The organism is Alterirhizorhabdus solaris (assembly GCF_007785815.1).
Classification (GTDB): domain Bacteria; phylum Pseudomonadota; class Alphaproteobacteria; order Sphingomonadales; family Sphingomonadaceae; genus Alterirhizorhabdus; species Alterirhizorhabdus solaris.
This window is the reverse complement of record NZ_VNIM01000017.1, coordinates 36,142-54,597: the sequence shown is the minus strand read 5'-3', so window position 1 is coordinate 54,597 and position 18,456 is coordinate 36,142. Positions and strand designations below refer to the sequence as shown.

Here is an 18,456-nt window from a genome sequence, read left to right as displayed (position 1 = left end):
CCCGGCGAGGCCGCGCCGCTGGCCGATCGCCTGCGCCCGACCCGGCTGGAGGAGGTGATCGGCCAGAATCACCTCACCGGCCCCACCGGCGCGATCGGGCGGATGGTGGCGGCGCGGCGGCTCTCCTCGATGGTGCTGTGGGGGCCGCCCGGCACCGGCAAGACGACGATCGCGCGCCTGCTGGCCGACGCGGTGGGGCTGCGCTTCGCCGCGATCTCGGCGGTGTTCTCGGGCGTGGCGGACCTGAAGAAGATGTTCGCCGAGGCGCGCGACCATGCCCGCCTCGGCCAGCGCACATTGCTGTTCGTCGACGAGATCCATCGCTTCAACCGCGCGCAGCAGGATGGCTTCCTGCCCTATGTCGAGGACGGCACGGTGATCCTCGTGGGCGCCACCACCGAAAACCCCTCGTTCGAGCTGAACGCCGCGCTGCTCAGCCGCGCGCAGGTGCTTATCCTCAACCGGCTGGATGCGGCCGCGCTCGATACCCTGCTTGCGCGCGCCGAGACAGTGGAAGCGCGCGCGCTGCCGCTGACCCCGCCTGCGCGCGCGGCGCTGGTCGCCTCGGCCGATGGCGACGGGCGCTTCCTGCTCAATCAGGCGGAGACGTTGTTCTCGATCGACCTCCCCGAACCGCTCGATCCGGCAGGGCTGGCGGCGCTGCTCCACCGGCGCATGGCGGTGTACGACAAGGATCGCGAGGGGCATTACAACCTGATCTCGGCGCTGCACAAAAGCCTGCGCGGGTCCGATCCGCAGGCCGCGCTTTATTATATGGCGCGGATGCTGGTGGCGGGGGAACAGCCGCTCTACGTGCTGCGCCGGCTGGTGCGGTTCGCCAGCGAGGACATCGGCCTCGCCGATCCGCAGGCGCTGGTGCAGTGCCTCGCCGCCAAGGACGCCTATGATTTCCTCGGCTCGCCCGAAGGGGAACTGGCGATCGTGCAGGCATGCCTGTATCTCGCGACCGCGCCCAAATCGAATGCCGCCTACAAGGCGCAGAAGGCGGCGTGGAAGACGGCGCGCGATACCGGCTCGCTGATGCCGCCGCCCGCCATCCTGAACGCGCCGACCAAGCTGATGAAGTCGATTGGCTACGGGCGAGACTATGCCTACGATCACGATGCGCCCGATGGCTTCTCCGGTGACGATTACTGGCCGGCCGAGATGGCGCCGCAGACCTTCTACACCCCTGCCCCGCGCGGGTTCGAGGCGAAGATCGCGGAGCGGCTGGCCTACTGGGACGGTCTGCGCGCCGAGCGGCGCGGCGGCGGGTAAGCAAGGCTGGCCGTGTCGTCCCACCGTCACCCCGGCCTCGTGCCGGGGTCCACCGCGCGCCAAGGCAGGCGCTCCTGATGCAAACCGCCAGACAGGTCCAGCGTGGTGCGGCGATGACCGGGCTTGCATCCGCAGCATGCCATCATCTCGAATGGCGAGGCGCGGCGGCGGTGCTATAGCGGTTGCCATGCTCACCCGCCTCTCCTGCCTGCTGGCGCTGTTCGCCTCCCTCCTCGTCGGTGGGGTCGCCTTCGCGCAGCCCGCGCCGCACATCACCGCCACGCTGGTGGCCGAAAGCAGCCGGCCCGCCGCCGGGCGCGCCGTCACGCTGGCGCTGGCGATGCGGCCGGCGAAAGGCTGGCACGGATACTGGCAGAACCCGGGCGATTCGGGCGTGGAAACGACGGTCGCGTGGACGCTGCCGCCGGGGGTGAAGGCCGGCCCGCTGCAATATCCGGTGCCGCACCGGCTGCTGATCGCCGGGCTGATGAACTATGTCTATGAGGCGGATTATGCCCACCTGATCCGGGTGGAGATCCCCGCCGGGCTCGCCCCCGGCACGCCCCTGCCGATCCGGGGCAACGCCCGGTGGCTCGCCTGCACCGAGGAGATCTGCGTGCCCGAACAGGCCGCGATCGCGATCGACCTGACGGTGGGCGACGGCGTGGCGGACAAGACAGCCACCTTCGATCGCTGGCGCGCCGCCCTCCCCCGCCCGCTGGGCGACACCGCCAGCTTTGCCGCGACCCCCGGCGCGGTGCGGCTGGCGGTGCCGCTGCCGGCGGCGATGGCGGTGGCCGATCCGTATTTCTTCCCCCTGACGGACGGCGCGATCGACTATGCAGCGCCGCAAGCGGTCAGCCGCAACGGCGACATGCTGGTGATCGAGACGAAGGCGCCCCCCGGCGGCACCACGCCGTCCGCTATCGAGGGCGTGCTGAAGATCGGCGAGGGCAGCGGCCTGCTGCTGACGGCGAAACCGGGCACGGTGCCGGCGGCCGGCACGCCCGTGGCGGCAGCGGCGGAAGGCGCGGGCGGCGGCGGCGTCACGCTGCTGGCGGCGCTGGGCGGCGCGCTGCTGGGCGGGTTGCTGCTCAACATCATGCCGTGCGTGTTCCCGATCCTCAGCCTCAAGGCGCTCAGCCTTGCACGATCGGGGGAGAGCGAGCGGACCGCGCGGATCGAGGCGCTGGCCTATGCCGGAGGCGTCATCCTCGTCTGCGTGGCGCTGGGCGGGCTGCTGCTGGCGTTGCGCGCGGGCGGGGCGTCGGCCGGTTGGGCGTTCCAGTTGCAGGATCCGCGCGTCATCCTCGTGCTGCTTCTGCTGGTCGCCGGCATCGCACTGAACCTGGCCGGGCTGTTCGAGCTGCCGGCGATCACCGGCGGCGACTCGCTGGTGGCCAAGGGCGGCGCGGGTGGCGCGTTCTGGACGGGGGCGCTGGCCGCCTTCGTCGCCACGCCGTGCACCGGCCCGTTCATGGGCGCTGCGCTGGGCGCGGCGCTGGTGCTGCCGGCGGCGGCGGCGATACTCGTGTTCGCCGGCCTCGGCCTCGGCCTCGCGCTGCCGTTCCTGTTGCTCGGCTTCGTGCCGGCGCTGCGCCGTCGCCTGCCCCGGCCGGGGGCGTGGATGGACCGGTTCCGCCGCATCCTCTCGCTGCCGATGTTCGCCACCGCGCTGGGCCTCGCGTGGATCCTCGGCCGGCTGGCGGGGGTGGACGGGATGACGCTGGGGCTCGGCGCGGCGCTCCTGCTGGCGGTGGCCTTGTGGTGGGTCGGGTTGCGGCAGGCGCGCGGGCGCAGTGGCAGCTGGTGGCCGCTGGCCCCGGCGGCGGCGGCGGCCATCGCGCTGGTCGCGGTGATCCCGCGCGCGCCGGCCGTGGCACAACCTGCGGAGGGCGGGCTGCTCGCCGCCGAGCCGTTCAGCGAGGCGCGGCTCGCGGCGTTGCAGGCGACGGGCCGGCCGGTGTTCGTGTATTTCACCGCCGACTGGTGCCTGACATGCAAGGTGAACGAGAAGGCCGCGATCGAGCGGGCGGAGGTGGCCGACGCCTTCCGGCACCGTAACGTGGCGGTACTGATCGGCGACTGGACGCGCGGCGATGCGGCGATCGGCCGCTTCCTCAGCGGGCAGGGAAGGTCGGGCGTGCCGCTCTACCTGTTCTATGCCCCGGGCAAGCCGGCCGTCACCTTGCCGCAGGTGCTGACACCGGGCACATTGACCGCGCTCACCGCCTGAACGGAGACGTCCGCCATGCGCCACCTGATCGCTCTTGCCGCCCTCACGCTCGCCACCCCGGCGCTCGCCGCGCCCGAGGTCGGCCGCCCCGCCCCGCCGCTCGCCCTCACCGACGCCACCGGCAAGCCGGTGCGCCTCGCCGACTATCGGGGGCGGACCGTGGTGCTGGAATGGAACAACCCCGGCTGCCCCTTCGTGCAGAAGCATTATGCCGGCGGCAACATGCAGCGTACGCAGGCCACCGCACGGAAAGGGGGCGCCGTGTGGCTCACGATCAATTCGGGCGCACCGGGCAAGCAGGGCCATATGACGGGCGCGCAGGCCGCCGCCTTCGTGGCGCAGGAGAAAGCGCAGCCGACCGCCTATCTGCTCGATCCGCAGGGCATCGCCGGGCGCGCCTACGCCGCCCGCGCCACGCCGCAGCTGTTCGTGGTCGATGGCCGGGGCACCCTCGTCTACATGGGCGGGATCGACGACAAGCCGACCAGCGACCCGGCCGACATCGCCACCGCGCGCAACCATGTGCTGGCGGCGCTGGCCGAGATGCGCGCGGGCAAGCCCGTCTCGCAGCCGGTGACGCGGCCCTATGGCTGCGCGGTGAAATACGCCGGTTGAGCAACCACCCTGTCCGCCCGGCGTTGCCCCCGCTCCATTCGTCGTGCGATGAGCCGTCATCCGCCGGGCTGCCGGTGACAGGAGACTTGATTTGATCGTCCGCCGCCTTGTCCTTGCCGCGCTGCTTGCCGGCGTGGCCCTGCCCGCCACCGCCGCCCCGCCGGCAATCCCGCTCGATACGCTGAAGACGGTGACGAAAACGCTGTCGCAGGATTCGTTCGAGGGCCGTGCGCCAGCCACGCCGGGCGAGGACAAGACGGTCGCCTATATCGCCGAGCGGTTCGCCGCCGCCGGGCTGAAACCGGGGGTGAGGGGCGGCTGGTATCAGCCGGTGCCGCTGGTGGAACTGACGCTGAAGAACACGCCGGCCATCACGGTGACCGGCGGCAGGACCCCGCTCTCGTTCGCCTACAAGACGGACATGGTGATCGGCACCTACCGCGTCGTGCCGCAGGTCGCGGTGGAAAGCAGCGACGTCGTGTTCGTCGGCTACGGCATCAACGCGCCTGAAAAGGGCTGGAACGACTATGCCGGGCTGGACGTGAAGGGGAAGACGGTCGTCATCCTCGTCAACGATCCGGACTGGCAGGCCAGGGCGACGACCGGCCTCTTCGATGGCCGCGCGATGACCTATTACGGCCGCTGGACCTACAAGTTCGAGGAAGCCGCCCGTCAGGGCGCGGCGATGGCGCTGATCGTCCACGATACCGCGCCTGCCGCCTATGGCTTCAACGTGGTGCGCTCGTCGTGGAGCGGGCCGCAGCTCGAAACCGACGAGAAGGGCGATCACCTCGACCAGAGCGCGGCGGTCGGCTGGCTGACCAACGAGGCGGCGCGCAAGCTGTTCGCCAGCGCCGGCAAGGATCTCGACACGCTGACCGCTGCAGCGAAGGTGAAGGGCTTCCGGCCCGTGCCGCTGGGGCTGAAAGCGGGCGTCTCGCTTGAGAACGGCATCCGCCGGCAGGCCTCGCGCAACGTGATCGGCATCATCCCCGGCAGCACCACGCCCGACGAGTATGTCCTCTACTCCGCCCACTGGGATCATCTCGGCCGGTGCGAGCCGGTGAACGGCGACGACATCTGCAACGGCGCGGTGGACAACGCCTCCGGCGTGGCCGGGCTGGTGGCACTGGCCGAGGCGTTCCGAGCGGGCGGGCCGCCGAAGCGCTCGGTGGTGTTCCTCGCGCTCACCGCCGAGGAATCGGGCACGCTCGGTTCGGAATATTATGCGAACAATCCGGTCTATCCGCGGGCCAAGACGGTGGGCGGCGCGAACATGGATTCGCTGAATCTGCTCGGCGACCCGCGCGACATCAGCCTCGTGGGTGCGGGCAAGTCCGATCTGGAAGGACTGCTCACCCGCCTCGCCACCGCGCAAGGGCGGGTGGTGAAGCCGGAGCCGACACCCGAAAAGGGCTTCTACTATCGCTCCGACCATTTCAGCTTCGCCAAGCTGGGCGTGCCGATGATCTATTTCGACGGCGGTGACGATCTGGTGAAGGGCGGCGTCGCGGCCGGGCAGAAGGCGAAGGCCGCCTATGAGGCGACGCGCTACCACGCGCCGTCCGACGAATACGACCCCGAGTGGGACTGGTCCGGCGCGGTGCACGACCTGCAACTATATTATGGCATCGGCCGCGCGCTTGCGGATGGCGGCACATGGCCCAAATGGAACCCGGGCAGCGAATTCCGCGCCGTCCGCGACGCATCGGAGGCCGCGCGATGATCTACCGCCAGCCGCCCGAGTGGGCGCTGCACGACTGGGTATGGATCGGCTTCCCGAGCCACGCCGACCTGTGGCTCGACGATCTGGACGCCGCGCGCGAGGAGACGATCGCCTTTGCCCGCGCGGTGGATGCCGACGGCCGGGGCGAGCGCGTGGTGCTGGTCGCCGCCGACAAGCTGGCCGGGCGCGATGCGCTGGCGATGGCCGGGCCGAACGTGGACGTGGAGGTCGCCCGCTTCGGCGATGTGTGGCTGCGCGATACCGGCCCGATCATCCTCACCGGCCCCGAGGGCAGCGGCGCCCCGGCGCAGGCGCGCGATTTCGGCTTCAACGGCTGGGGCGGGAAGTACGAACTGCCGGGCGACGATACGATCGGCCACCGGCTGGCGCAGGCCGCCCGCTTCGCCACCCGCCGCTGCGAGTGGGTGCTGGAAGGCGGCGCGATCGACGTGGACGGCACCGGGCTTGCCGTCACCACCGAGCAATGCCTGCTCAACCCCAACCGCAACGCCTTCCTTTCGCGTAACGACATGGAGGCGCGGCTGGCCGAGGATCTGGGCATCGATCGCGTGCTGTGGCTCGGCAACGGGCTGCTCAACGACCATACGGACGGGCATGTCGACAACCTCGCGCGCTTCGTCGCGCCGGGCGTGCTGGCGGTGCCGGAGCCGACCGCCGACGACCCCAACGAGGCGGTCTATCGCGATGCCGCCGCGCGCGGCCGCGCCTTCGGGCTGGAGGTGGTCGGCCTCCCCTCCCCCGGCAAGGTGGAACGCGAGGGCGAGATCGTGCCCGCCTCGTACATGAATTTCTACATCGGCAACGCCACCGTGGTGGTGCCCGCCTACGGCGCGCCAAACGACGCGGCAGCCGTGGCGGCGGTGGCGGCGCTGTTCCCCGGCCGCACCACGGTGGGCCTGCGCGCCGACCATATCCTCACCGGCGGCGGCAGCTTCCACTGCATGAGCCAGCAGGTGCCCCCCCACGATACGGACCGCGCATGACCGAGATCACCGTCGCCGCGATGCAACTCGCCTTCTCCGACGACGTGCACGAGAATATCGCGCACGTCGTCGAACTCGTTCGCGAGGCGGCGGGCAGGGGCGCGCAGGTGGTGCTGCCACCCGAGCTGTTCGAGGGGCATTACTTCTGCCAGACGCAGGACGAGGCGCGTTTCGCGCAGGCGCTGCCCACCGATCGTCATCCGGCGGTGCTGGCGATGCAGAAGCTGGCGGCGGAGTTGAAGATCACCATCCCGACCAGCTTCTTCGAGGCGGACGGGCCGCATCACTACAACAGCCTCGCCATGATCGATCCGGACGGCAAGGTCAGCGGTGTCTATCGCAAGACGCATATTCCCGATGGCCCCGGCTATCAGGAGAAATTCTATTTCCGCCCCGGCAACACCGGCTTCAAGGTGTGGCCCACGCCCGCCGCGACGATCGGCGTGGGGGTGTGCTGGGATCAATGGTATCCCGAAACCGCGCGCGCGATGATGCTGATGGGCGCCGAGGTGCTGTTCTACCCCACCGCGATCGGCAACGAGCCGCATGATCCGGAACTGGATACGAGCCGGCTGTGGCGCCGCGCGATGGTGGGCCATTCGGTGTCCAACGTGGTGCCGATCGTAGCCTCGAACCGCATCGGCACGGAGGGCGACATGAGCTTCTACGGCCACAGCTTCATCGCCGACGAGCGTGGCGATTATCTCGCCAGCTTCGGCGCGGAGGAGACGGGCGTGCTGGTGGCGACGCTGGACCTCGACCGGGTGAAGCGCCACCGCGCCGCCTTCGGCTTTTTCCGCGATCGCCGGCCGGAAACCTACGGGCGGCTCGTCGCGGACCTGTAGGCCGACACACGCGCTAACCCGTGGGATCAACGCTGGCCGCGTCCGGCGGGCACCGCTAGGTTGATGCCTCACCGATTCACGAAGGATCGGGAAAGGCGGAGGATCAGGATGCCGGGGCGGCGACGATGCCGCCGCCAGCGCCGACCCCCGCCGTGCGGGGAGGCATGACATGACGGACACATTGCGGGAAGACGAACCGAAGGCCGCCGCCGGACCGGCGATCGGGCCACGGCTGGCATCCGTCGCATCCGCCCCCGACGACGAGTTGAGCTGGCAACCGGCATGGCGGATCCGTGAGCGGATCGTCGCGCGCGATCTGTCGCCGGTCGAAGTGACCGATCATTTCCTGCGACGCATCGAGACGCTCGACCCCGTGCTGCATGCGTTCCGCCAAATCGACGTCGATGGCGCCCGCGCGCAGGCCCGGCATGCGGAGGCGGCGCTTGCAGCGGGCGAGCCTGCAGGGGCACTTCTCGGCGTGCCGGTGGCGGTGAAGGAACTGATTTCTGTCGGCGGCATGACCTATCGCGACGCCTCGACCGGGATGCCCACCTTACGCGAGCGCGACGCGCTGGAGGTGGAGCGGCTGCGTAACGCCGGGGCGGTGATCGTCGGCATCACGGTCGGCGGGCTGACCACGCGCGAATTCGGCGATACCGACCGGCAGCCGCAGAACCCGTGGGATCGCACCCGGGTATGCGGCGATTCCAGCAGCGGCGCCGCCTGCGCGCAGGCCGCCGCGATGGTGCCGCTGTCGCTTGCCGCAGACGGCCTCGGCTCCACCCGCCTGCCCGCCGCGTACTGCGGCCTCGTCGGGATGATCGCCACCCGCGGGCGGATCGCCGACACCGACTGGACGCATCTGGTGAACCGGCTGCTGTCCCAGTCCGGCCCGCTGGCGCGCGACGTCCGCGATGCCGCGACGATGCTGTCCGTGATGGCCGGCCCCGACGGGCGCGACCTGTTCTGCCTGCCCGACAGCCCGCCCGATTACCTTGACCGGCTGGAGGATGGCGCGAACGGCATGCGCCTCGTCTGGACGGACGATTTCGGTTACGCCTCGACCTATGCAGGCGCGGAGTCCGCCCGCGTGATCGAGACGGTGCGACACGCGGCGCAGCGGCTGGCGGCGGCGGGCGCCGTGGTGGAGGAGACGCAACAGGTCTTCGAGGATCCGAACCGGGCCTGCAACATGGTGATGCTCAGCGACCCCGGCCTCGCGATCCGGCAGGATCTGTCGCGCGAGGACGTGGCCCGCACGCGTGAGACGCGCGGCCGTATCTGGCGGACCTTCATGCAGGTGCTGGAAGGGTACGACTTCATCCTGTCGCCGACGATCCAGCATGTCGCGCCCACCCGGCAGGCGTGGACCGCCGGCTGGCAGGCGCCGACCGACTGGCGCACCCCCAGCTACATGGCGACCTACAGCGCGCATACCGCCGCCGCCAACCTGCTCGGCTGGCCGGCGATCAGCGTGCCCGCCGGCCTCGTCGACGGGTTGCCGGTGGGGTTGCAGATCCTCGGGAGGCCGAACAGCGAGGTCCGCATGCTGCAACTCGCCCAGGCCTTCCTGTCGCTGGGGGGCTGACCCGCCCCCGGCGGAATCCGCCACCCGCCCGGGATCTGTGGCGCAACGGCAACAGCGCCGCCCGAAGTGCGACGGGCCGGCGAAACGACTTTGACGCGATCACACCCTCGTCTAACGCCCGTTACCTTAACGGGAGGCGGCGACAGGCGCCGCCTTCTGCGGGCCGGGTGCCGCTGCCCCCGGAGCACGACAGGAAGCACGATCGTCGGTCAGCGACGGCCTGCCCTGCACGTTTGGGGGAGAAGATTTGATGCGTTTCCGGACCGCCCTGCTCATCAGCGTCGCCGCCACGTCGGCATGCGCCCTTTCACCGGCCTTCGCCCAGACGACACCGGAAGGCGATGGCGAGATCATCGTGACGGCGCAGCGCCGCGCAGAACGCACCGAGGACGTGCCGATTTCCATCACGTCCGTTTCGGGCGATCTGGTCGAAAAGGCGGGCATCACCCGCTTCGAGGATATCGCGCGGATCGCGCCGGGCCTCACGATCGCCCGCACCGGCGTCTATACCCAGCCGGCGATCCGCGGGATCACCACCGCACTTTCCGGCGGCGAAAACAACGTCGCGACCTATATCGACGGCGTCTATATCCGCTCGTCGCGCGGCCTGAACAACGATCTGGTCAACATCGCCTCGGTGCAGGTGCTGAAGGGGCCGCAGGGCACGCTGTTCGGCCGCAACGCCACCGGCGGCGCGCTGCTGATCGAGACGCTGCAACCCTCGCTGACCGGCACCGAAGGGCGCTTCAGCGCCACCTATGCGCGGTTCGACGATCGCCGGCTCCAGGGCTATGTCTCGACCCCGCTGGCGGAGAATGCGGCAGTCAGCCTGCTCGGCGCGTATCGCAAGAGCGACGGCTACATCAAGGACGTCGCCGGTTTCGACAGCGCGCCGCTCAACACCTACACCTTCGCGGCCAAGCTGCGGTGGGAGCCGACCGACCGGCTCGACCTGTCGGTGAAGCTGGACACCGCCAAGATCGCCGATGGCCGCGCGCTCGCCACGACCATCACCGGCCGGTCGCTGGCGCAGTTCCTGTTCCCCGGCAGCTATTCGGAGACGCGGGACAACCGCACCTCGCTGAACCATCCCGTCATCAATCGGGCGAAACAGTATAATGGATCGGTGAAGGCGCAATATGATCTGGACTGGGCGGCGCTGACCTCGATCACCAGCTATCAGGCCGAGAACAACTATTCGCACTTCGAGACCGACGGGTCGGCGCAACTGGTGTACGACCAGCGCTTCAAGGAAGACTATCGCACCTTCCAGCAGGAATTCAACTTCGCCTCGAAGGGGGATAGCCCGCTGCAATATGTGCTGGGGCTGTATTACTATCACAACAAGTATCGCCAGTATGACAACGTCACGCTGACCGGCCCGTCGACCGAGACCCGCCGCCGGACGGAGGCATTTGCCGCATTCGGCGATCTCACCTGGCAGGCGACCGAGCGGCTGTTCCTCACCGGTGGCCTGCGCTACAGCATCGAGCGGCCGAAGCAGGCGATCCTCACGGGCGCCGGCCTTCTCCAGAACCCGGGGCCGCAGAACCCCGGCAAGGACAAGTTCAGGAGCGCAACGCCGCGCGTGGTCGCCCGCTACGAGCTCGGCACCGATACCAACGTGTACGCATCGTACAGCAAGGGCTTCAAGTCGGGGTTCATCGACGGCATCGCGCCGCTGTTCGCCACGATCAAGCCGGAGAAGGTCGACGCCTATGAGGTCGGCTTCAAGACACGCGCCGGCACGCTGCGGTTCGATACCGCCGCTTTCTATTACGACTACAAGGATCTTCAGGTCGGCTCGGTCGTCGTCCTCAACGGGTTGACCCAGACGATCACGGCGAACGCGGCGAACGCCGAGATTTACGGCGCGGAAGCGCAGTTGAGCGCGCGGCCGATCGACGGGCTGAACCTGTCCGGCGGGGTTTCCTATACCCACGCCCGGTACAAGGATTTCCCGAACGCCACCGTCAGCCTGCCCAATGCGGTGGGGCTGAACAGCAGCACCTGCGGCCGGACCTTCTGCACCCAGGATTTCTCGGGGCAGCGGATCGTCCGCTCGCCCGACTGGACGGTCAACGCCAACGTCGACTACACCATTCCGATCAACGACGGATCGCTGCTGTTCGCGGCCAACGCCACCTACACGAGCGAGTTTTCGCCGACCAAGAGCGACCGTGGGCTGAACGGCACCGGCTACCGCTATCTCCAGCCCGACACGTTCCAGCTGAACCTGCGCGCGGCCTATACCCTGCCGGGCGACAAGTGGACCCTGTCGGTGTTCGGCCGCAACGTGACCGACGTGAAGACCTATGCCGTACTCACCGGCAACGCCTTTGGCGACTATCAGGTGCTGGGCGAGCCGGCCACCTACGGCGTCACGCTCGACTTCCGCTTCTGACCGAAAAGGGGCGCCGGCAGATCGCCGGCGCCCCTTCGATAACCGGGTGGGACACCGCCCGGCGGGCGGCGCCCTCACGATACGTCAGGCAGCCTGCACCGCATGGTTGGCGGCGACATACCCCCAGACGAACGCCGGCCCGATGTTGACGCCCGAACCGGGGCTGGTGCGCCCCATCACCGAGGCCGCCGAGACGCCCGTCGCATAGAGACCGCGGATCGGCGTGCCGTCCTCGCGCAGCACGCGCGCCTTGTCGTCCGTCACCACCCCGCCCAGCGTGCCGACATCGCCCGGCACGATCGGGATCGCGTGGAACGGGCCGGTGCTGATATCGCCCAGCGTCTCGTTCGGCTTGCGGAAAGGGTCGCCCAGCCAGCGGTCGTAGGCACGCTTGCCGCGGTGGAAATCCTCGTCGTCGTTCTTCGCGACGAAGTCGTTGAACCGCTCCACCGTGGCGGCCAGCGTGGCCGGATCGACCTTGATCGAGGCGGCCAGCGCCTCGATCGTGTCGGCCGTGTGCAGATATCCCTGCTCGGTCCACGCATCGGGTTTCTTGGAGCCCGGCATCGTGCCGGCGATCATGTAACCGCCCATCACCCGGTTGTCGAAGATGGCCCAGCTCGGGATGGCGGGCACCTCGCGATTGCGCTCGATCATGCGGTTGCAATATTCGGTATAGGAGCCGCCCTCGTTCAGGTAGCGGACGCCCGACTGGTCGACGAGGATCGCGTGGGGCGCGGCGGTGACGCCCTGCGCGCCCGGCTTGATCGGCCACTGGTCCGCGCCGGGCGGCAGCGAGAGCTGGCTGCCGATCGCCGAATCCATCTGCGCGATCGCGGCACCATGCCGCATCATCTCCTGGATCATCTCGCCGGTGTCGCCCTCGGCCACGCTGGTGTGGCCGATCGAGCTGCCCGGCATGTAGGTGTCGCGCATCTGCTGGTTGAGCGCGAACCCGCCGGCGTTGACCAGCACGCCCAGCCGCGCCCCCACCCGGCGGGGCTTGCCCTCCTGCTCGATGACGACGCCTGTGACCGCGCCATCCTCGGCGATCAGTTCCTTGACCGGCGCATTCACCCGCAGTTCCACGCCCGCCTTGAGGGCTGCCTGCATCATGCGGCCCTGCAACGCGGCGCCGGCGGTGACGTAGTTCCGGCCGCGCAGCTTCGCCCCGACGATCCGCAGCCCCATCTTCACCAGCGCGCGCTTGGCCGCCCAGGATTTTTTCACGTGCGGCAGCTTCAGCGCGTCCTCGAGGGAGACAGGCAGCGTGAGGAAGTTCGGGCGCAGCAGCTTCTTCGCCTCGCCCAGTTCGTTGGCGTCGAACAGGTCGGCGACCACGGTACGGCCCGGCACGGAGCCGCCGGGCGCCTCGTCGTAATAATCCGGCCAGTTGCTGACGCGCGAGAACTTCAGGCCCCGGCCGATGAGGAAGTCGAGCATGCGCGGCCCCTCGACCAGATAGGCCTGCCGGCGCGCGCGCGTGGCACCGGGGGTATCGTTGTGGTCGCCCACGACATGATCGAGATAGGCGGTGGCCTGTTCGAGGCTGTCGGGCACGCCGGCCTTCTTCATGAAGGGATTGTTCGGGATCCACATCACCCCGCCCGAGCGCGCGGTGGTGCCGCCGATGAGATCGGTCTTCTCCAGGATCACCACCGATTTGCCGGCGGCGCGCAGCACGAGCGCGGCGCACATCGACCCGCCGCCGCTGCCGGCGATCACGAAATCGAACGTCTCGTCGAAACTGCTCATCGGCATGCCCTCTCCGGAATATATCTATCCCTGCGCATTGTATTGTTTTGCCCGCGCATTCCAACCTTTTCCCGGTGGATGATGCCGGAGGCCCGTGTCGGGCGGCGCGATCGGGCCACCCGGCACGCCGCGCGGGCGCGATGCCTCAACCGTTGACGAAGGCGACGAAGCGGTCGGTGAAGATGTCGATGATGAGCGGGTCGGTCGCCACGCCGGAGCCGAGCGCAGCATGGTTGCTCTGGTCCTTCAACTCGTAGATCAGCAGCCACGCCTCGATCCAGCGCCGCCGGTCTTCCGGGCGATCGGGGTCGAGCGCGAAGGCGGGAATATGCTCGCCCAGCGCGCGGATGTTATCGGCCAGATACTCATGGCCGCGCTTGACGAACTCGCCGCCCTCGACCGTGGCCTGCGTGAAGATCGACAGCAGCGCGCGATTTTCCCGGTCCGCGGCGAACTGCCCGTCGATCCAGGCGCGCACGGTTGCCGGATCGCGGTAATCGAGCCGGCCGATCCGCAGGAAACGCGGCATGGCCTCCTGTGCGACGCTCAGGAACAGCGCAATGGCCAGCGCCCCCTTCCCGCTGAAATGGCGGTAGAAGGTCATGCGGCTGACGCCCGCCGCCGCGGCGATATCCTCGACCGAAACCGGCAGGTAGCCGCGGGCGCCGAACTGCGCCATCGCCGCCGCCAGCAGCCGGTCCCGGCTGTCCTGCTTGCGCTTCTGGTGGAAGGCGAGCAGCCCCGTGGCACCCGGGGCGGGTCCGTCGGCTTCCACCGACGCATCCGCCCCGACGCCCAAGGCGCCGTCCTGTCGCTTATTCAGCGGCGAGGGCAAGCGCCACGCTCTCGCCCGGACCGACGAACTCGCCGGGGTAGCGCCCGGTGAACTCGCCACGGTCGAACGTGGGCACGCCGTTCACCAGCGTCAGCCGCATCGGTGCCGCATCGCGGGTATAGCGATAGGTGCGGCCGCCGCTGCCGTCCCACACTTCCCAGCTCTTCTTCTCGGGGCGCATCTCGATCTCGTCGATGTTGAAGACCGTGATGTCCGCCGCCTTGCCGACCTCGATCAGGCCGCGATCGGTGAGGCCGAAAAAGCCCGAGAGCCGCCCGGTCAGCATGTGGATGCCCTGCTCGATCGACAGCACCTTGCGATCGCGCACGTAATCCGTGAGCAGCCACGCGGTGTAGCCGGCCCCGCAGAACATCTTGCCGTGCGCGCCTGCGTCGGAGACGTTGGCGAGCGTGTTCGGGTCGTTGAGCAGATAGTTGAGGACCGACTCGACCTTTTCCATCATCCGCTTGAGGATGACGGATTCGGCACCGTTGTTCAGCACCCACTCGGCCAGCGCATCGGACGGATGCTCGAAGCCGCCCTCGGCGATGTAGTCGGCCAGCGTCACGCCGACCGGGCCGAAGCCGGTTTCGCTCTCACGCAGCAGCAGCGCGGTCGCATCGTGGAAATAGCTGTGGGCATAGGTGTTGTCCCAGCCGACCCGCGCCCGGGCGAGCCACTCGGGATCGGTCAGCAGCGCCTTCTTGGCTTCCCAGCCCTCGACGTTGATCAGCTCCTGCCACACCGGGTTGCCGTTCTGGGCGAACACCAGCGAGCGGCCGAAGTTGATGACCGACGTGGGCGAAACCACGTTGAACGCGGTGTAGAACGGCAGGCCCTCGGCCTTGAACTGCTCGTGCAGCGCCTTGGCGCCCTCGACCATGCCTGCCTGATACTTGAGCGTCGGCAGGCCGGCCCACTGCATCCGCACGCCGGTCTTCTTGGCGATCCGGCCCATGCGCGCGACGGTCTCGTTGCCGTTCATCCGCATGAAATAGTCGACGATCACCTGGAAGGTGGCGCCGGGATGGCGGGCGACGACGGTCAGCAGCGCCTCGAACTCGGCCTCGTCGGCCATCTGCGAGGGCAGCGGGCGATCATATTTGTCCCAGTCCAGCCAGTTGGACGACAGGCCCATGGCACCGGCGGCAAGCGCGTCCTCCAGCAGGTCGCACATTTCCTTGATCTCGGCCGGCGTCGCGGCGCGGGTCCAGGCGTCCTGGCCCATCACGCACAGGCGCATCGGGATGTGCCCGCAGAAGGCGGCGAAGTTCAGCGGCAGGCGCACGTTGCGCTGCATGGAGGCCTTGTACTCGCTCCACTTCTTCCAGTCCCACGGCACGATCTTGCGCATCGGCTCCTCGGGGATGTCCTCGAAGAAGTTGAAGATGTCGATGACGTTCTGGCGATCTTCCTCGGTCTGCGGCGCGGGCGCGAGCGAGAAGCCGCAGTTGCCGTTGATCGAGGTGGTGCCGCCGTAGCCGGGCAGCGGATCGAGGTTGGGCGACCACCAGACGCCACCGTCCCAGTGATTGTGCGTCTCGATGAAGCCGGGGGTCACGTAGCAACCGTCGGCATCAATCACGCGCTCGCCGCGCGCGGCGACCAGATCGGGGCCGACCTCGGTGATGATGCCGCCGGCAATGCGCACGTCATTCCTGGCGGCCGGCGTCACGCCCGTACCGTCGACGACCGTGCCGCCCTTGATCAGGATCCGAAATTCCATTGCTCTCTCTCCTCGTCGGCCGCGTCAGCAGGCTTCTGTTACCCCCCGTAACGCGATACGGTGCGTAACACAACGATGAAAGCAGCTGCAATCGTCATGAGGCCGGCTCTTACCCCGCCATATCGGCTGAATATCGGCGCGCGCACGCCGTGATGCAGGCAGGGGAGGCGCTCCTGCGGAAGGTCAGAAGCGTTTCGTGACCGTGCCGATCACCTGGCGGCTCTGGCCGAAGAAGCAGCTCGACGGACCGCTGCAACGACCGGCGTAACGCTTGTCGAAGATGTTGCTGCCATTCACCGCGAAGCGCCAGCCCGGCAGGTCGTAATGCAGCGTCGCGTCGAACAGCGTCACGCCCGGCGACACGAAGGTGCGCGGATCGGCGGCGCCGAACGCGGAAGGACCGACCGGCAGGCGGCCGGGGCTGTCGCTGAGGTAGCGGACACCGCCGCCCGCGCCGAAACCGGCGAGCGCGCCCGACGCAACAGTATAGTCGACGAACAGCGATGCCTTGTGTCTGGGTTGCGCGGGCAGCCGCGCGCCGACCTCCACCGCCACGTTGCTGCGGGTGATCTTGGCGTCGTCGTAGCTGTAGGCGGCGTTGACGCTCAACTGCTCGTTGAACCGGCCGACGACCTCCAGCTCCACGCCTTTCGACACCACTTCCCCGGTCTGCACCTGGAACAGCACGTTGCGCGGATCGGTGGTGAGCACGTTCGACTGCTCGATGCGGAAGACGGCGGCGGTGGCGAACAGCTTCACGCCTTCCCCCAGCCCCCGCGCATCGAACTTGATACCGCCCTCGACCTGCTTGCCCACCGTCGGCCTGAAGGCCTCGCCGCCCAGCGCCTGCCCGACGACCGGCTGGAACGAGGTGGCATAGCTGACATACGGGGCAATGCCGCTTTCGGTGACGTAGGTGCCACCGACGCGCCAGCTGAACCTGTCCTGCTTGCGGCGGGGGATCGCCGCGCCGGCGGCGTAATTATCCTGCTGGACCCAATCCTGCCGGCCCGAGAGCGTGAGGATGAAGCCGCCCAGCTTCGCCTGATCCTGAAGATAGACGCCCTCCTGCTTCAGCCGCTGGTCGGTGAAGGGGAAGAAGCCGGGCACCGCGATCGGCGTGGCACTGTACACGGGGTCGAACAGATCGATGCTGGTCGCCGCACCGAAAGCGAAAGCCGACGCCTCGCGGTAGTTGCGATAGTCGAAGCCGGCCAGAATGCGGTGTTCTATCGGGCCGGTCGCCACTTCCGCATCGAAGCGGCTATCGATGGTGAACTGCTCGACGTCATCCCTGAACGGGAAATTGAAGCGTGAGACGGTGCGGTTGTCGGCGTCCAGTCCGGCCCCGTAGATGATCTGCTGATATTCGTGATATTCGCCCCAGCGCGCATTCTGGGTGAAGCGCAGGGCATCCGAGAAGCGGTGGGTGAATTCATAGCCCGCGCTCCACTGGCGGCGGCGGTAGAAATTATAGTCCGGCTCGCCCAGGTTGATCCCGCGCCGAACCTTGCCGACCGGGTTTGCCGTCAGCACGCCGAGGGCGGGGAGGAAGCCGTTGGTGTCGCCCTCCACCCGGTCCCACTGATAGAAGCCGAGGCCGGTGATCTTCGTGTCGGGGCCGATCTCGTAGGTAACGGCCGGGGCGACATAGGCCCGCCTGGCGGTCACGAAGTCGGTCTGGCTGTCGCGATCGCGGTAGAGGCCGGTCAGGCGGGCGGTCAGGCCGTCGGTCAGTTCGCCGGTCACGGTGCCGGCCGCCTGCTTGAAATCGTCGGTGCCGTATTTCAGCTGGATCTCGCCGCCGGCCTGCGCCGACGGTCGCCGGCTGGTGAGGTTGTAGATGCCGCCCGGCGGCGTCGTGCCGTACAGCACGCTGGACGGCCCCTTCAGGATATCGACCGCCTCGAAACCGTACAGGTCCACGCCCACGTTCGAGATGGTGGAGCTGATCGGCGCCTGCAGCCCGTCGATATACTGCACCGGGATGAAGCCGCGCAGGGTGAGGAAATCGAACCGCAGGTCCGGCCCGTAGTTCTCGCCGACGATGCCGGCGGTGTAACGCACCGCCTGCTGCACATCGATGAAGTTCAGCAGGTCGATCTGGTCGCGGGAGACGACCGAGACGGACTGCGGCGTCTCGATCAGCGGCACGGTGGTCTTGCTCGCGGTGATCGCGCCGGACGGCACGAAGCGGCCGGCGGTCACGATGATGGTGCCGTCCTCCCGCCGGGTCGCGTCCGGGCTGGCCGGTTCGGCGGCGAAGATCGCCGGCCCGGCCTGGGCGGCCGCGACGGCCGGTAGCTGGACGGCAACCCCCGCCAGCAACAGCGTGGACAGGCGACAGGACAAGACAGCGGACATTTCGATCACCCCCGGTTGCCGCGCTCCCGGCGGCGGGCCTTGGAGGCGCCATTGCCGTCGTTGCGATTAACTTGCAATAG

Annotated in this window: 12 protein-coding genes; 8 read left to right on the top strand and 4 right to left on the bottom strand. The window is 68.7% G+C overall.

The annotated features are described in order from the left end of the window. The 8 genes from FOY91_RS06325 to FOY91_RS06290 form a co-directional block, all read left to right on the top strand. On the top strand, positions 1-1,278 hold a 1,278-nt coding region (locus tag FOY91_RS06325; RefSeq protein ID WP_145149243.1), incomplete at its 5' end, for a replication-associated recombination protein A. Between the two features lie 187 nt (positions 1,279-1,465). Beyond that, entirely contained in the window at positions 1,466-3,514 is a 2,049-nt protein-coding gene (locus FOY91_RS06320; protein ID WP_145149241.1) for a protein-disulfide reductase DsbD family protein, read from the top strand. 15 nt (positions 3,515-3,529) lie between these two features. Further along, on the top strand, positions 3,530-4,129 hold the full coding sequence (locus FOY91_RS06315) for a redoxin domain-containing protein (RefSeq protein ID WP_145149239.1): 600 nt from the start codon (positions 3,530-3,532) through the stop codon (positions 4,127-4,129). Positions 4,130-4,220: 91 nt separating this feature from the next. After that, positions 4,221-5,855, top strand: a complete 1,635-nt coding sequence (locus FOY91_RS06310; protein WP_420822862.1) for a M28 family metallopeptidase — start codon at positions 4,221-4,223, stop codon at positions 5,853-5,855. Continuing rightward, a complete protein-coding gene (locus FOY91_RS06305) occupies positions 5,852-6,859 on the top strand; it encodes an agmatine deiminase family protein (protein ID WP_145149237.1) in 1,008 nt (335 codons plus the stop codon). The genes FOY91_RS06310 and FOY91_RS06305 overlap by 4 nt, the downstream gene beginning before the upstream one ends. Beyond that, a complete protein-coding gene (aguB, locus tag FOY91_RS06300; RefSeq protein WP_145149235.1) occupies positions 6,856-7,704 on the top strand; it encodes an N-carbamoylputrescine amidase in 849 nt (282 codons plus the stop codon). Before FOY91_RS06305 ends, aguB begins: the two co-directional genes overlap by 4 nt. A gap of 169 nt (positions 7,705-7,873) precedes the next feature. Next, positions 7,874-9,292 carry an amidase gene (locus tag FOY91_RS06295; protein ID WP_145149233.1) on the top strand — a complete coding sequence of 473 codons (1,419 nt, stop codon included), beginning with the start codon at positions 7,874-7,876 and terminating at the stop codon, positions 9,290-9,292. Positions 9,293-9,542: 250 nt separating this feature from the next. Continuing rightward, on the top strand, positions 9,543-11,696 hold the full coding sequence (locus FOY91_RS06290) for a TonB-dependent receptor (RefSeq protein WP_145149231.1): 2,154 nt from the start codon (positions 9,543-9,545) through the stop codon (positions 11,694-11,696). Between the two features lie 84 nt (positions 11,697-11,780). Here the strand turns inward: FOY91_RS06290 and FOY91_RS06285 are convergent, their stop codons facing one another. The 4 genes from FOY91_RS06285 to FOY91_RS06270 all read right to left on the bottom strand — a co-directional run bounded on the left by FOY91_RS06285 (position 11,781) and on the right by FOY91_RS06270 (position 18,376). Next, a complete protein-coding gene (locus FOY91_RS06285) occupies positions 11,781-13,451 on the bottom strand; it encodes an FAD-dependent oxidoreductase (protein WP_145149229.1) in 1,671 nt (556 codons plus the stop codon). A gap of 145 nt (positions 13,452-13,596) precedes the next feature. After that, positions 13,597-14,250 (bottom strand): TetR/AcrR family transcriptional regulator, encoded by a 654-nt coding sequence (locus tag FOY91_RS06280; RefSeq protein WP_145149227.1) that lies wholly within the window; start codon positions 14,248-14,250, stop codon positions 13,597-13,599. Between the two features lie 16 nt (positions 14,251-14,266). Then, positions 14,267-16,012: an N-acyl-D-amino-acid deacylase family protein gene (locus tag FOY91_RS06275; protein ID WP_145149225.1), complete on the bottom strand. Its 1,746-nt coding sequence runs from the start codon at positions 16,010-16,012 to the stop codon at positions 14,267-14,269. Between the two features lie 183 nt (positions 16,013-16,195). Beyond that, entirely contained in the window at positions 16,196-18,376 is a 2,181-nt protein-coding gene (locus tag FOY91_RS06270; protein WP_145149223.1) for a TonB-dependent siderophore receptor, read from the bottom strand. Positions 18,377-18,456 lie beyond the last annotated feature (80 nt).

Bases quoted from the DNA above. Each gene is read 5' to 3' on its own strand.
- FOY91_RS06320 (WP_145149241.1), top strand. From the start codon at position 1,466: ATGCTCACCCGCCTCTCCTGCCTGCTGGCGCTGTTCGCCTCCCTCCTC.
- FOY91_RS06295 (WP_145149233.1), top strand. From the start codon at position 7,874: ATGACGGACACATTGCGGGAAGACGAACCGAAGGCCGCCGCCGGACCG.
- FOY91_RS06305 (WP_145149237.1), top strand. From the start codon at position 5,852: ATGATCTACCGCCAGCCGCCCGAGTGGGCGCTGCACGACTGGGTATGG.
- FOY91_RS06275 (WP_145149225.1), bottom strand. From the start codon at position 16,012: ATGGAATTTCGGATCCTGATCAAGGGCGGCACGGTCGTCGACGGTACG.
- FOY91_RS06285 (WP_145149229.1), bottom strand. From the start codon at position 13,451: ATGAGCAGTTTCGACGAGACGTTCGATTTCGTGATCGCCGGCAGCGGC.
- FOY91_RS06315 (WP_145149239.1), top strand. From the start codon at position 3,530: ATGCGCCACCTGATCGCTCTTGCCGCCCTCACGCTCGCCACCCCGGCG.
- aguB (WP_145149235.1), top strand. From the start codon at position 6,856: ATGACCGAGATCACCGTCGCCGCGATGCAACTCGCCTTCTCCGACGAC.
- FOY91_RS06270 (WP_145149223.1), bottom strand. From the start codon at position 18,376: ATGTCCGCTGTCTTGTCCTGTCGCCTGTCCACGCTGTTGCTGGCGGGG.
- FOY91_RS06290 (WP_145149231.1), top strand. From the start codon at position 9,543: ATGCGTTTCCGGACCGCCCTGCTCATCAGCGTCGCCGCCACGTCGGCA.